We start from the raw sequence: 12,415 nt of genomic DNA, 5'->3' as shown, positions 1-12,415 counted from the left end.
AAGCTATTCCCGGCACCGGCCGGTCAAAGGGCCGTAGTGTTCAATGTGCATATAGTGAGTTGCGAGAAAACGCTTCCGAATGAAGGCGTGTCTCCAGCGCAGGAGGGTATCATGGCCGACCTTATCGTTGTTGCGTATGAGAATGAGGAAAAGGCGGAGGCTGCGCGGCAGGAATTGCTGAAGCTGCAGAAGGAATACCTGATCGAGCTGGGCGACGCCGTCATCGCCGTGCGCCAGGAAGACGGCTCCATCAAGCTGCACCAGCTGGTCAATACCACGTTGACCGGCGCGGCTTCCGGCGGCCTCTGGGGCGGCCTTGTGGGCCTGTTGTTCCTCAACCCGCTGCTGGGCATGGCCGTGGGAGCGGGTGCCGGGGCGCTCGCGGGCAGGTTCACGGACGTCGGCATCAACGACGACTTCGTCAAGCAGGCCAGCTCCGCGCTGGGCATCGGACAGGCGGCCTTGTGCGTGCTCGTTCGGAAGGTCACCGCCGACAAGGTCGTGGCTGACATGTCCAAGTTCGGTGGGAAGGTGCTCTGGACCAACCTCTCCACGGAGCAGGAAGAGAAGCTGCAGGCGGCGATCAAGGGCGCTTGAGCACCCAAAGCCACACGCATGCGTAAGCTCCATCTCGGGCAGGGGGAAGCGCCCGGCCCGAGATGGCATGCTTGGCTGCCTGCCGTGGGTCGATCTCGATCCTGGGGCATGTGAGACGAGGCGGGCCACGCCGCGCATCCGCCGGGAGCGGTGAGCGGAAGGCGATCACGTCGGTCCGAATTGATGGTCGGGCCTGCGGTCGGCGCCACGTCGAAGGTTTCTGCCCTCACCCGCCGTCGGCCAGTTGCATGAGGCCGAGCTTCAGGTGGCGGCGGAGGATCTTCTCCGTCTGGTCCGGGGAGCGGGCGCGCAGCGCGTCAACGATCTGCTTGTGATCCCGGAGCGCCTGGCCGACCAGCTTCTTTTCCCTGCGCGTGATCCAGGCGGGATGCAGGAAATATTCGTTGAAGCTGGTGATCATCTCGATCAGGCGCGGCGAGCCCGAGGCCTGGATGATGGTGACGTGGAACTGGTGGTTGATGCGCACCCGCTCTTCGGGCGAGGCGGTCTGTCCCCTCTCCACGAGGTCTTCCAGCAACTGAAGCTGCGCGTCGGTGATGCGCTCCGCGGCAAGGCGGGCCGCGCACAGTTCGAGGGATTCGCGGATATGGTGGACGTCCATCATGTCGCTGGCCATATCGACCACCTCGACGCCCGTGGTCTCGTGCTCGCGCACCAGCAGGTCGCCGATGAGGCGGGAGATGGCTTCGCGGACGGGCGTCCGGCTGACATTCAGCGTCTGGGCGATCTCGACTTCCCGCAGGCGGGCGCCGGATTCGATCTCGCCGGAAATGATGGCCCGGCGCAGATGGCGATAGACCTGATCCGCCACGCGCGCCGATCGCGTGACGGCAGGCGTCAGCGGCTGCACGAGAACGGTCCGCTGGAGCCGGGACGGTTCGGCAGGATCTGTCTGCTGCCCGGAAGATCCCCCATTTTCCCCCGCACTGTTCCGCATTCTCCCGGCCTCTGATCCCTTGCCCATCTTCCGGGCGTCTTAGGCGCAGCCCGTCTCGCAATCTCGCCTTGGGCGGACCTGCGGCGAACCCGCGATGGGCTGCATGCAGAGTGAGACTTGCAGCGCGTCGGCGCGAAGTTCAAGGGGGCGCGCGCATTCGAAGGGCCTTCGGTGGAATGAAGAGCAGCGCGACCGCCTCGTGTTCTGATTAACGCTGCGGCAGGTGCCAGCGAATTGGGCACGGCTTTGCCTCGGACGCCACTTTTCACCCCGTTTCCGATCCCGCATGGGCCTCCGTAATCGCACCTAAGGTCCGCCATCGTTCGGCTGGCACATGCCTTGCTTTGCTTAAAAAGTTGCATGCAGCATGCAAAGATGATGACGCAACATATGGTAGTGTCTGGAGGCTGATCTACACCCTATGGATTATACCTGGCACTTCCAGATCGTCTGGGACTATCGCGCGGTCTTCATCCGCGGCGCGATCGTGACGGCCCAGATCACCTTCTGGGCGACGCTGATCGGGCTGACCCTGGGTCTTGCGCTCGGCCTCATGCGGCGCAGCGAGATGGTCCTGCTGCGCGCCCCGGCCGCCACCTTCATCGAGCTGTTCCGCTCCACGCCCGCGCTCGTGCAGCTGGTCTGGATCTATTATTCGCTGCCGATCCTCACGGGGCTCCAGTTGAGCAACACCGCCTCGGTGTCCGTGGGCCTCGGCCTGCATGCGGCGGCCTATTTCGGCGAGATCTTCCGGGCCGGGGTGAATTCCATCAGCAAGGGCCAGTGGGACGCCGCGCGCGCCATCGGCATGAGCTATTCGCAGTCCATGCGCAGGATCATCCTGCCCCAGGCGATCCGGCGGATGATCCCGCCCTTCATCAATGAGTTCGCCTCGCTCATCAAGCTGACGACGCTGGGCTCGGCCCTGGCGGTCTACGAGCTGCTTCACGAGGCAAACAACCTCATCAACAGCACCTACCGGCCGCTGGAGATCTACACCGTATTGGCCGTGGCCTTCGCAGTCATCATCTACCCCATCATCTATGCCTCGCAGCGCCTCGAGCGGAAGTGGCAGCTGCGCCAATGAAAGAGATCATGATCAAGGCACGTAATGTGCAGAAATCGTTTGGGACCCACCAGGTTCTGAAGGGCATCGACCTCGACATCACCAAAGGCGAAGTGCTGGCCATCATCGGCCCGAGCGGTTCCGGGAAGAGCACGTTTCTGCGGTGCATGAACTTCCTGGAGGCCTATGATTTCGGCGAGATCTGGCTGGGGGATCAGCTCGTCGGCTACCGCAAGAGCGCCAGCGGCGCGCTTGTGAAGGACAAGCCGGCCCGCATCGCGGCGGTGCGGGCGCGCATGGGCATGGTGTCCCAGAACTTCAACCTGTTCCCGCACATGAGCGTCCTCGAAAACGTCATCGAGGGGCCCATCGTGGTCCAGAGGCGCAAGCGCGAGGACGCGGTCGCGCAGGCCCGCTCCCTGCTGGATCGGGTGGGCCTTTCCGCGAAGGTGGATGTCTATCCCGAGACCCTGTCCGGCGGCCAGCAGCAGCGGGCTGCCATCGCCCGCGCGCTCGCCATGAACCCGGAGGTGATGCTGTTCGACGAGCCCACCTCGGCGCTCGATCCGGAACTGGTGGGCGAGGTTCTGGACGTGATGCGCGCCCTCGCGGCCGACGGCATGACCATGGTGGTGGTCACCCACGAAATGGCCTTCGCCCGCGATGTGGCCGACCGCGTGATGATGATGGACGACGGCAATCGCGTCGAAATCGACACGCCGGAAAAGATCTTCACCAACCCGTCCCATCCGCGCACCGCGGAATTCCTTCAACGCGTCCTGCGCTGAGCGGGCCGACACCTTTGGCCGTCAAGAGAGAGGATCACCTGATGAAGAGCCTTTTCCGCCGTCCGCTCGTCCTCTGGGGGATGCTGGCAGCACTCATGGTCTCCGCCGGGGCTCAGCCCGCGGGCGCGCAGGTCATGGACCGCATCCTGAAGGATAAGACCATCAAGGTCGGCTATATTCCCTCGCCCCCCGGCACCATCAAGGACCCGGCGACGGGCGAGGTGAAGGGCTATTACGTCGATGGCCTGCGCTACATCTTCAAGACCATCGGCGTCGAGCCGGTGCTGGTGGAGACCACCTGGGCGAACTTCGCGGCGGGCCTCCAGTCGGGCCAGTTCGACATGTCCATCGCGGGCACCTTCGCCACCATCCAGCGCGCGGCGGCGGTCGAATTCACCAAGCCCATCCACTATCTCGGCTACAGCGCCATCGTGAAGAAGGGCGACGAGCGCTTCAAGGCGCTCGCCGACTTCAACCAGGACGGCCTCAAGATCGCTGTCGTCCAGGGCGGCGCGGCGCAGGAATATGTGAGGGAGAATTTCCCGAAGGCGACCATCGTCGCCCTCGGCACCGGCAACCTCACGGCGCCCTTCGTGGAGGTCTCGGCCGGCCGCGCGGATGTGGGCGTCGAGGATGCCTGGCAGGCGCGCCGCTATGCGTCGGTGCAGCCCGGCGTGGTGGATCTGTTCCAGGCGAACCCCTACAACCTGCTGCCCATCGCCTGGACCGTGAAGCGCGGCAACCAGGACCTCCTGAACTTCCTGAACACCTCCATCGACTTCATGCTCCTGACCGGGCGCTGGGAGCGCATGGCCAACGGCTACGGCATGACCGGCCGCTATTTCGACGCCCCCAACCTGGCGCCGTTCGGCACGGTCACCGAAGCCCCGGCGACGGACAAGAAGTGACCCTTGGCCGGCGGCGCCCGCCGCCGGCTCCACGCCCTCCCGAGGAGATGGCCGCGCACCGCAGGCACGAGGCTGCGCGGCCGTTCCTTCCGGCGAGGGGCGGGCAAGATTTCAGCATTGCTCCAGCCGACGAGGGAGAAGGGGCATGATCGAGAATCCCATTCCATGGCCCAATGGCGCCCGCTGCGCCGTCGCCATCACCTTCGACATGGATACCGATTGCCTTCTGCACTATGCCCACCGGCATACGGCGGACACGCTGATCGGCACCGCATCCCTGCTGCGCTACGATCTGGTGGGCGTTCCGCGCATCCTGAAGATCTTCAAGCAGTATGACCTGAAACAGACCTTCTTCGTGCCGGGCTGGACGGCGGAGCGCTATCCCGACACGGTCCGGATGATGCTGGACGGTGGCCACGAGGTGGGCGCCCACGGCTATCTCCATGAGCGGCTCGACACGCTGTCGGCCGAGATGGAGGACTATTGGTTCATGCGCAGCCTGGAGGCTTTGGAGAAGGTGACGGGCATGCGCCCGCGCGGCTTCCGGGCGCCGAGCTATCGCTTCTCGAAGAATACGCTGAATTACCTGTGCCGCGAGGGATTCGCCTATGATTCATCCCTCATGGGGGATGACGTTCCCTATATCGTGGAAGGCGACCGTGGCTCTCTTGTGGAGCTTCCTACCCATTGGGGCCTCGATGACTGGCCGCAATTCACCATCAATTCGGACCTGAACTACCACATCCAGGTGAACTCGCCGCAGCGGGCCATGGATGTGTTCATGGCCGAGTTCGAGGCCGCCTGGACGTATGGCGGCCTGTGGATCGCCGTCTGGCATCCCTTCGTCATGGGGCGCCTCTCGCGGGCGATCTACATGGAGAAGATGATCCAGACCATGCTGGAAAAGGGCGGTGTGTGGTTCGCCACGCTCGAAGAGATCGCGGCGCACGTCAACCACATGACCGCCACGGGGCAATACACGCCCGCCAAGGAAAAGATCCCCTATCACGACGCGGTGGCCGACGCCTGGAGCCGCAAGTAATCGCGCCTGAAGGGTGAGCATTCCCCGGTTCGCCGGGCAGACGAATATTTCCCGGCCTTGAAGCGAGGCGGACGGGGAGGGCGCGCGCCCCTCCCGCCCGACGCCCGGCCCGTGCCGCCAGACGTGAACCAATCGGGCGGTCCAGTCGAAGGAAGAGCGAGATGCGCGTTGGAATTTGCGGGGGTGGACTGGGCGGGGTGTCCGCCGCCATCGGTCTGGCATCCCTGGGCTTCGAGGTGGATGTCTTCGAGAAGGCCCCGCTGCTACGCGCCACGGGCGCGGGGCTCAATCTGTGGCCCAATGCCGGGCGCGCCATCTACGGGCTCGGCCTGCGCGAGCGCTACGACGCGGTGAGCGTGAAGCTCGACCGCTATCTCGGCTATGATCGCGAGGGGCAGCCCCTCTTCAATGTGGAGACGCAGGACTGGCCGGAGAAATACGGCGCGCCGTCCGTCGGGATCTACCGCCTGTCCTTGAGCACCATGCTGGCCGAGGCGTACGGCATGGAGAAGATCAAGTTCGGCTACGAGGTGAAGTCCGTCGAGGACAAAGGCGACAAAGCCGTCTGCCATTTCACCAATGGCGAGAGCTATGAGTGCGACGTGCTCATCGGCGCGGACGGCATCTATTCCACCATTCGCGAGCAGATCATCGGCGGCGTGAGCTTCCGGCCCAACGACCACCACGCCTTCCGCTGGCGCGCGGTGGTGGATCTGGCGGATGTGGATGTGGATCCAGCCGCGCAGACCGGCTTCTACACGCCGGGCGGATGGCTCTCCGTCATCCCCATCGGCGAGGGCAAGGCCTATTGGTTCGGCTCCGTGTCGGGCGCCGCCACTTTGGACGACTTCATCGCCTATTTCAGCGCCTGGACGAAGACGCATATCCCCCGGACTTTGGCCATGACGCCCCGGGAGATCATCGTCGAGAGCCCGCTCTATGACGTGGACGGCATCCCCTACACATGGACCCAGGGCCGCATCACCCTTCTGGGCGATGCGGCCCATCCCATGATGCCCGACATGGCGCAGGGGGCGAGCCAGACCTTCATCGATGCCCTGGCGCTTCGCGATGCCTTCGCGAACACGAGCGACATCGACCAGGCGCTCCGGGACTATGAGAGCACGCGGCGGCCGGCGGCCAATTACGTGGTGCGCTGCTCCCAGAAGGGCAGCTTCCTCGGGCGCAACAATGTGAGCCCCATCGCCATCCGCTACCAGCAGGAAATCGAGACGCAGGCGGGATAGCGCCCGCCCGTTTCCGCTCCTCCCATCCATCTCTCTATGGCAATGGTCATGACCGGATCCCGGCCCTTAGTGATCCTTTTTCACAGCGACGCCAGCGACCCGCGCTGGCCGGATGCGATCCAGCGCGCCTTGCCGGATTTCGAGATGCGCCGGACCCTCGACGGGGTGCCGCCGGAGGATGTGGCGGCGGCCGTGGTCTGGAAGCACCCACCGGGACTTCTGGAGCCGCTCACGAACCTCAAGCTGATCCAGGTTCTGGGGGCGGGGGTCGATCATTTCCTCGCCGACACCCGGCTCCCCAAGGGCGTGCCCATCGCGCGGCTGGTGGATCCCGGCCTCACCGCGCGCATGAGCGAATATGTGCTGATGCACACCCTGGCGCTCCACCGGCGCCTGCCGGAAAGCGCGCGGGCCCAGCGGGACGGGCGCTGGGACTTCATCCACCCCCAGCCGCCGGAGCGCACCTGCGTGGGCATTCTGGGCCTCGGGGAACTTGGCCAGGCCTGCGCGGCGGCTCTTTCGGGCATCGGCTTCCGCGTGCTGGGCTGGAGCCGGTCGCGCCGAAGCGGCATGGCGTTCGAGACCTATGCGGGGGAGGTGGAGCGTTCCGCCTTCCTGCGCCAATGCGACATCCTCGTTCTCCTGCTGCCGCTGACCGCGCAGACGCGGGACATCGTGGATGCCCGGTTCTTCGACGAGATCCGACCCGGCGCCGCGCTCATCAATGTGGGGCGCGGCGCGCTCGTCGATGACGCGGCGCTTGTGGCCGCGCTCGATGAAGACCGCCTGCGGCATGCGGTTCTGGATGTCTTCCGGCAGGAGCCGCTCCCCCCGGAGCATCCTTTCTGGACGCATCCCGCCATCACGGTGACGCCGCACAATTCCAGCGCCACCAACCCGGACACGGCGATGGCGCAAGTGACGGAAAACATCCGTCGCGCCGTGTCCGGACAGACGCCCCTGCATCTTGTCGATCCCGCCGCCGGCTATTGAGAGCCGCGGGATCGGCACGCCCCAACAGCAAGACCTGGAGAGCGACCCATGACCGTGACGAAGCAAGATCTTGAAGCCTGGGTGGATGCGGACCGCGAGGTGCTCATCGCGTTCGCCCAGGACTTCATCCGCTGCCGCACCCCCAATCCGCCCGGCGACACGCTGGTGGCCGCCGAGCATGTGCGCCGGTTCCTGGAGGCGCAGGAGCTTCCCTATGAGGTGATCGCGCCCAACGAGATCATGCCCAACATCGTCGCCTCCTTCGAGGGCGGCGCGGACGGTCGCCATCTGGCGCTCAACGGCCATATGGACGTGTTCCCGGTGGAGGATGAAAGCGGCTGGAGCCACGATCCGTGGGGCGGCGCCCTGGTGGACGGAAAGATCTATGGGCGCGGCTCGGCCGACATGAAGTGCGGCACCACGGCGTCCATCTTCACCTATGCCTATCTCAGCCGCATCCGCGCGCAGTTGAAGGGCAAGCTCTCCCTCGTGGTGGTGTCCGACGAGGAGACGTTCGGCCCCTGGGGCGCGCGCTATCTGGCGGAGCATCGCCCCGAGGTGTTCGGCGATTGCTGCCTCAATGGCGAGCCGAGCGGCATCAGCACCATCCGCTTCGGCGAGAAGGGGCCGCTCTGGCTGGAATTCCGCATCCGCACGCCCGGCGCGCACGGCGCCTATACCCATATGAGCCCGAGCGCGACGGTGATCGCCAGCGAGCTGATCACCGAACTGTCCAAGCTGAAGGAGATCAGCGTTCCCGATCTCGGAAACCTGGAATCCGCCATCACCTCGGCGGCGCAGGTGATCGACGGCGAGTATGGCGCGGGCGCGGCTTCCATCATCCGCAAGGTGACGGTCAATCCCGGCCTCGTCTCGGGCGGCATCAAGGTGAACATGATCGCCGCCGAATGCCGCGTGCAGGTGGACATCCGCGTGCCCAACGGCCTGACGGAGAAGGACATTCTCCCGCGCATCGACGAGATCGTCGCCCGTTATCCGGAAATGACCTACCGAGTCCTCCTGTCGGAGGAGCCGGCCTGGACCCCGCCGGACACGGAGATGATGGATTACGTGCGCCAGAACGCGAAGCACATTTCAGGCATCGATCCGGCGCCCATCATCAGCCTGGGTGCCACCGACGCCCGCCTCTGGCGCTACAAGGGCTTGCCCGCCATCGTCCACGGCCCCGCCCCGCGCGGCATGGGCAGCGTGGACGAGCATGTGCCGGTGGAGGAATTCATCCATGTGGTGAAGTGCCATCTCCTCTCGGCGTTCGATTATCTCAGCCGGTGAGGCAGGGCGCGTCATTCTCGGCGAAAGTCCCGATCCGCCGCCGGCTCCCGGCGGCGGCAGGCACGCCGGCGTCCGCTGCAAGGATCAGCCGCGCGGCGCGCGTTCGATCATCTTCTCGATGCTGACCGAGGTGAGGTGGCGCCGCATGAAAACGGCCGCGTCCTCGCGCCGTTCCGCGAGAAGCAGGTCGATGAGCTGCACATGCTCGCTGCACCGGACAGCGGCATATTGGCGATCCAGGGATTGCTTGTACTCGATCAGCCGGCGCAGCCGGTCCACCCGCTTCAGGCTGTCGATGAAGAAGACGTTGCGGCTGCAGGCGATGATGGCTTCGTGGACATTCCGGTTGAGGTCGAACAGGGTCGGGTTGGACACTTCCCAGATGCGCCCGTCCACCAGTTCCTGCTGCTGCATGCGGCAGGCGATCAAAGCCGCGCGGTTGAGGACGAAGCCGGGTTCCATGATCGCCGCAGGCTCGATGGCCAGCCGGAAACGATAGCTGTCCTGGTAGGACTGCATGGATTTCAGCATGGGCAGGAAGGCCCAGCCATGGCCGGGCAGGCGCTCGATCCAGCCTTCATTGGCGATGCGCGCCAGCACGCGGCGAAGCTGCGCGCTTGAGAGGCCGTAATCGCGGGCCAGCTTGCTGTCCGTGACCTTGTCCGGCAGCCGGCCTTCCAGATTGTCCTCGGCGATCTTCAGGTACGCGGTCTCGTCCTCGTCCCAGGCCAAGGGCTTCGGCGGCGCGGCGGCGTCCATGGCGAAGGCGCACACGGTAAAGCCGCCCCGGCTGGGGTTCGCCGCCACATGGCCGGACTGCTCCAGCAGCGTCAGAGCCCGCCGAACCGGCGAGCGGGAGACGCGGAATTGCTCAGCCAGCTTTCGCTCGACCAATTGCGTGCCGGGCTCGATCCGCTCGGCCTTCATGTGATCGACGATCTGCGCGGCGAGCTGTGTGACGAGCGGCGTTTCCATGCCCGTCCATGTGCCCCGCCGCTTGTCATCCTGCAAGCGGCGGCGGGCGCCGAGACGGTTGGAAACTGGAAGTCTATCAAGTTTGGTATTTTATGATTGAAAAGTACCAAACGCTCCGCTACCAATCCCTCAACGACATAAAAGTCTGGGTGGGGCGGCAGGTGATGGCGGAGGCAAAGCCGGTGACGGCGGATCAGAAGCGCGACGTCGCCGGCCTCGGCATTCCCGCCGGCGCGTGCGACTGCCACGTCCATGTGTTCGAGCCGGCGCTCTTCCCTCTCGCGGATGGCCGGGCCTACACGCCCGGCCGCGCCAGCCTCGCCATGCTTGAGGCGCATCTCGACGGGCTCGGTATCGACCGCGTGGTCCTGGTGCAGGCCAGCGTCTATGGCACCGACAATGCCTGCCTGCTCGATGCGCTTACCCGGCTCCGGGGGCGCGGACGGGCGGTGGCGGTGATCGACCCCGGCGCCACGAGCGCCGCCGATCTGCGGGCGCTGTGGGCGGCCGGCGTGCGGGGCGTGCGCGTCAATCTCGAATCCAAGGGTGAGACCCGCGTCGAAGCCGCGCTGGATGCCTTCGCTGCTACGGCCGGTCGCGTGGCCGGCCACGGCTTCGCGGTGCAGATCTATGCGGACATGGCCCTGCTGCCGGGGCTGGCCGAAACCATCGCCGCCAGCCCGTCTCCCGTCATTCTCGACCATTTCGCCGGAGCCAAGGCGGAGCGCGGGCCGAGCCAGCCCGGCTTTGCGGAACTCATCGACCTTCTCGCGACGGGCAAGGTGTGGGTCAAGCTGTCGGCGCTCTACCGCGCCTCCGCACTGGCCGGATCCGCAGACCTTGAGCCCATCGCCCGCGCCATGATCCAGGCCCGGCCCGACCGCATGGTGTGGGCCTCCGACTGGCCGCACACCGGCGGCGGAAAGGACCGGGCGGCCCGCGGGCCGCTCACGGTGGAACCGTTCCGCGAGATCGACAGCGCAGCCGCGCTGCGCACGCTCAAGTCATGGTGCGGCGATGACGCCGCCTTCCACCGCATCCTCGCTGCCAATGCGGCGCGGCTCTTCGATTTTCCCTCCTGAAGAACGGACACTTCTGATGAAGATCCTCGTGCTCCCCGGCGACGGCATCGGCCCCGAAATCACCGAGGCGACGCTCGCGGTCCTCAAGGCCGCCGACGAAAGGCTCGGTCTCGGCCTTTCCTTTGAACAGATGGATATCGGCCTCAAGGCGCTGAAGGAGCAGGGCACCACCTTGCCGGACCCGGTGATGAAGCGCGTGCCGGAGATGGACGGCGTCATTCTCGGCCCGGTGTCCCATTACGAATATCCCGCGAAGGACAAGGGCGGCATCAACCCCTCCGGCGCGCTGCGCGTGACCTTCGAGCTTTATGCCAATGTGCGCCCGTGCCGGTCGCGCGAGGGCATGTCCATCCTGCGCAAGCCCATGGATCTCATCATCGTGCGTGAGAACACCGAGGGCTTCTACGCCGACCGCAACATGTTCGCCGGTGGCGGCGAGTTCATGCCGGAGCCCGACATCGCTTTGGCGGTGCGCAAGGTGACGGCGAAGGGCAGCGCCCGTGTGGCGCGTGCGGCGTTCGAGATCGCCCGGGGCCGACGCAAGAAGCTGACCGCGGTCCACAAGGCCAATGTGCTGCGCCTGTCCGACGGGCTGTTCCTCCAGGAAGTGCGTCGCGTGGCGCAGGACTTCCCGGACGTGGAGCTGGACGACCTGATCGTCGATGCGGCGAGCGCCCACATCATCCGTCGCCCCGATACGTTCGACGTGATCGTCACCACCAACATGTTTGGCGACATCCTCTCCGACGAGGCGTCCGAACTGTGCGGCAGCCTGGGCCTTGGCGGGTCCATCAATGCGGGCGCCAACAATTGCGTCGCCCAGGCGCAGCACGGCTCCGCCCCCGACATTGCGGGCCGCGACATCGCCAATCCCACCTCGCTCATCCTGTCGGCCGCCATGCTGCTGGACTGGCGCGGCCGGCGCGATGGCAACGATGCGCTCATCGCGGCGGCCGCTGTGATCGAGGCCGCCGTTGAGGCGACCATCGACGAGCCGGCCACCCGCACCCGCGATCTTGGCGGCACCACCGGTACGACGGCTTTCGCCAAGGCGGTCATTGCCCGTCTCGTCGCCGCCAGCCCGTCGCGCGCTGCCTGAGCTGAGGATTTCAGATGATCATCTCCCTCAACCCCGCGACGGGCGCAGAGCTTGCGCGTTTCGAGCCGCATGACGCATCTGCGGTGGATGCGGCGCTGACGGGTGCCGTGTCCGCCCAGGCGATCTGGGCGCGCACGCCGCTGTCCGAGCGCGTGGAGCTTCTGCGCCGCATGGCCCGCGTGCTGCGGGCGGGCAAGGAGCGGTACGGCCTGCTCATCACCCAGGAGATGGGCAAGCCTTTGCCCGAGGCCGAGGCGGAAGTGGAGAAGTGCGCCTGGAACTGCGACTTCTACGCCGACAGCGCCCCCCGCTTCCTCGCGGACGAGGTGACGGAGAGCAATGCCAGCGAGAGCGCGGTGGTGTTCGA

The 12,415-nt window shown here is 65.9% G+C and carries 13 protein-coding genes; 11 read left to right on the top strand and 2 right to left on the bottom strand.

Features of this window, described 5'->3' with window-relative positions; translation table 11 throughout:
• The first annotated feature begins 111 nt into the window (after positions 1-111).
• Positions 112-597 carry a DUF1269 domain-containing protein gene (locus EJJ38_RS15815; RefSeq protein ID WP_127091120.1) on the top strand — a complete coding sequence of 162 codons (486 nt, stop codon included), beginning with the start codon at positions 112-114 and terminating at the stop codon, positions 595-597.
• Between the two features lie 226 nt (positions 598-823).
• On the opposite strand, the gene EJJ38_RS15810 is transcribed toward EJJ38_RS15815, so the two are convergent.
• The gene (locus tag EJJ38_RS15810; protein ID WP_164738535.1) at positions 824-1,468 is read right to left on the bottom strand and encodes a GntR family transcriptional regulator; all 645 of its coding nucleotides are present in this window, start codon (positions 1,466-1,468) and stop codon (positions 824-826) included.
• 508 nt (positions 1,469-1,976) lie between these two features.
• Here EJJ38_RS15810 and EJJ38_RS15805 point away from each other — a divergent pair.
• The 7 genes from EJJ38_RS15805 to EJJ38_RS15775 all read left to right on the top strand — a co-directional run bounded on the left by EJJ38_RS15805 (position 1,977) and on the right by EJJ38_RS15775 (position 8,892).
• Positions 1,977-2,642, top strand: coding sequence for an amino acid ABC transporter permease (locus tag EJJ38_RS15805; RefSeq protein ID WP_127091118.1), 666 nt, complete (start codon positions 1,977-1,979; stop codon positions 2,640-2,642).
• Between the two features lie 8 nt (positions 2,643-2,650).
• The gene (locus EJJ38_RS15800; RefSeq protein WP_127091117.1) at positions 2,651-3,409 is read left to right on the top strand and encodes an amino acid ABC transporter ATP-binding protein; all 759 of its coding nucleotides are present in this window, start codon (positions 2,651-2,653) and stop codon (positions 3,407-3,409) included.
• Positions 3,410-3,450: 41 nt separating this feature from the next.
• Positions 3,451-4,317 (top strand): substrate-binding periplasmic protein, encoded by an 867-nt coding sequence (locus EJJ38_RS15795; protein ID WP_127091116.1) that lies wholly within the window; start codon positions 3,451-3,453, stop codon positions 4,315-4,317.
• 145 nt (positions 4,318-4,462) lie between these two features.
• Positions 4,463-5,359 (top strand): polysaccharide deacetylase family protein, encoded by an 897-nt coding sequence (locus EJJ38_RS15790; protein ID WP_127091115.1) that lies wholly within the window; start codon positions 4,463-4,465, stop codon positions 5,357-5,359.
• Between the two features lie 161 nt (positions 5,360-5,520).
• Entirely contained in the window at positions 5,521-6,606 is a 1,086-nt protein-coding gene (locus EJJ38_RS15785) for an FAD-dependent monooxygenase (RefSeq protein ID WP_127091114.1), read from the top strand.
• 69 nt (positions 6,607-6,675) lie between these two features.
• On the top strand, positions 6,676-7,599 hold the full coding sequence (locus EJJ38_RS15780; RefSeq protein ID WP_164738534.1) for a 2-hydroxyacid dehydrogenase: 924 nt from the start codon (positions 6,676-6,678) through the stop codon (positions 7,597-7,599).
• Between the two features lie 48 nt (positions 7,600-7,647).
• The gene (locus EJJ38_RS15775) at positions 7,648-8,892 is read left to right on the top strand and encodes a M20/M25/M40 family metallo-hydrolase (RefSeq protein WP_127091112.1); all 1,245 of its coding nucleotides are present in this window, start codon (positions 7,648-7,650) and stop codon (positions 8,890-8,892) included.
• Positions 8,893-8,976: 84 nt separating this feature from the next.
• On the opposite strand, the gene EJJ38_RS15770 is transcribed toward EJJ38_RS15775, so the two are convergent.
• Positions 8,977-9,867 (bottom strand): GntR family transcriptional regulator, encoded by an 891-nt coding sequence (locus EJJ38_RS15770; RefSeq protein WP_127091111.1) that lies wholly within the window; start codon positions 9,865-9,867, stop codon positions 8,977-8,979.
• Between the two features lie 164 nt (positions 9,868-10,031).
• Between EJJ38_RS15770 and EJJ38_RS15765 the strand changes: the two genes are divergently transcribed.
• From EJJ38_RS15765 to EJJ38_RS15755, 3 genes are all read left to right on the top strand, one after another.
• The gene (locus EJJ38_RS15765; RefSeq protein WP_164738533.1) at positions 10,032-10,949 is read left to right on the top strand and encodes an amidohydrolase family protein; all 918 of its coding nucleotides are present in this window, start codon (positions 10,032-10,034) and stop codon (positions 10,947-10,949) included.
• A gap of 16 nt (positions 10,950-10,965) precedes the next feature.
• Complete coding sequence (locus EJJ38_RS15760; RefSeq protein ID WP_127091109.1) at positions 10,966-12,048, top strand: isocitrate/isopropylmalate dehydrogenase family protein; 1,083 nt, start codon at positions 10,966-10,968, stop codon at positions 12,046-12,048.
• A 14-nt stretch (positions 12,049-12,062) separates the two neighbouring features.
• The coding region (locus EJJ38_RS15755; protein WP_127091108.1) for an aldehyde dehydrogenase family protein at positions 12,063-12,415 on the top strand (353 nt) is incomplete at its 3' end.

This window comes from Aquabacter cavernae (genome assembly GCF_003993795.1).
Taxonomy (GTDB): domain Bacteria; phylum Pseudomonadota; class Alphaproteobacteria; order Rhizobiales; family Xanthobacteraceae; genus Aquabacter; species Aquabacter cavernae.
This window is presented reverse-complemented; position numbering and strand designations above follow the sequence as displayed.

Bases quoted from the DNA above. Each gene is read 5' to 3' on its own strand.
- EJJ38_RS15790 (WP_127091115.1), top strand. From the start codon at position 4,463: ATGATCGAGAATCCCATTCCATGGCCCAATGGCGCCCGCTGCGCCGTC.
- EJJ38_RS15760 (WP_127091109.1), top strand. From the start codon at position 10,966: ATGAAGATCCTCGTGCTCCCCGGCGACGGCATCGGCCCCGAAATCACC.
- EJJ38_RS15765 (WP_164738533.1), top strand. From the start codon at position 10,032: ATGGCGGAGGCAAAGCCGGTGACGGCGGATCAGAAGCGCGACGTCGCC.
- EJJ38_RS15770 (WP_127091111.1), bottom strand. From the start codon at position 9,867: ATGGAAACGCCGCTCGTCACACAGCTCGCCGCGCAGATCGTCGATCAC.
- EJJ38_RS15805 (WP_127091118.1), top strand. From the start codon at position 1,977: ATGGATTATACCTGGCACTTCCAGATCGTCTGGGACTATCGCGCGGTC.
- EJJ38_RS15800 (WP_127091117.1), top strand. From the start codon at position 2,651: ATGATCAAGGCACGTAATGTGCAGAAATCGTTTGGGACCCACCAGGTT.
- EJJ38_RS15775 (WP_127091112.1), top strand. From the start codon at position 7,648: ATGACCGTGACGAAGCAAGATCTTGAAGCCTGGGTGGATGCGGACCGC.
- EJJ38_RS15785 (WP_127091114.1), top strand. From the start codon at position 5,521: ATGCGCGTTGGAATTTGCGGGGGTGGACTGGGCGGGGTGTCCGCCGCC.
- EJJ38_RS15815 (WP_127091120.1), top strand. From the start codon at position 112: ATGGCCGACCTTATCGTTGTTGCGTATGAGAATGAGGAAAAGGCGGAG.
- EJJ38_RS15795 (WP_127091116.1), top strand. From the start codon at position 3,451: ATGAAGAGCCTTTTCCGCCGTCCGCTCGTCCTCTGGGGGATGCTGGCA.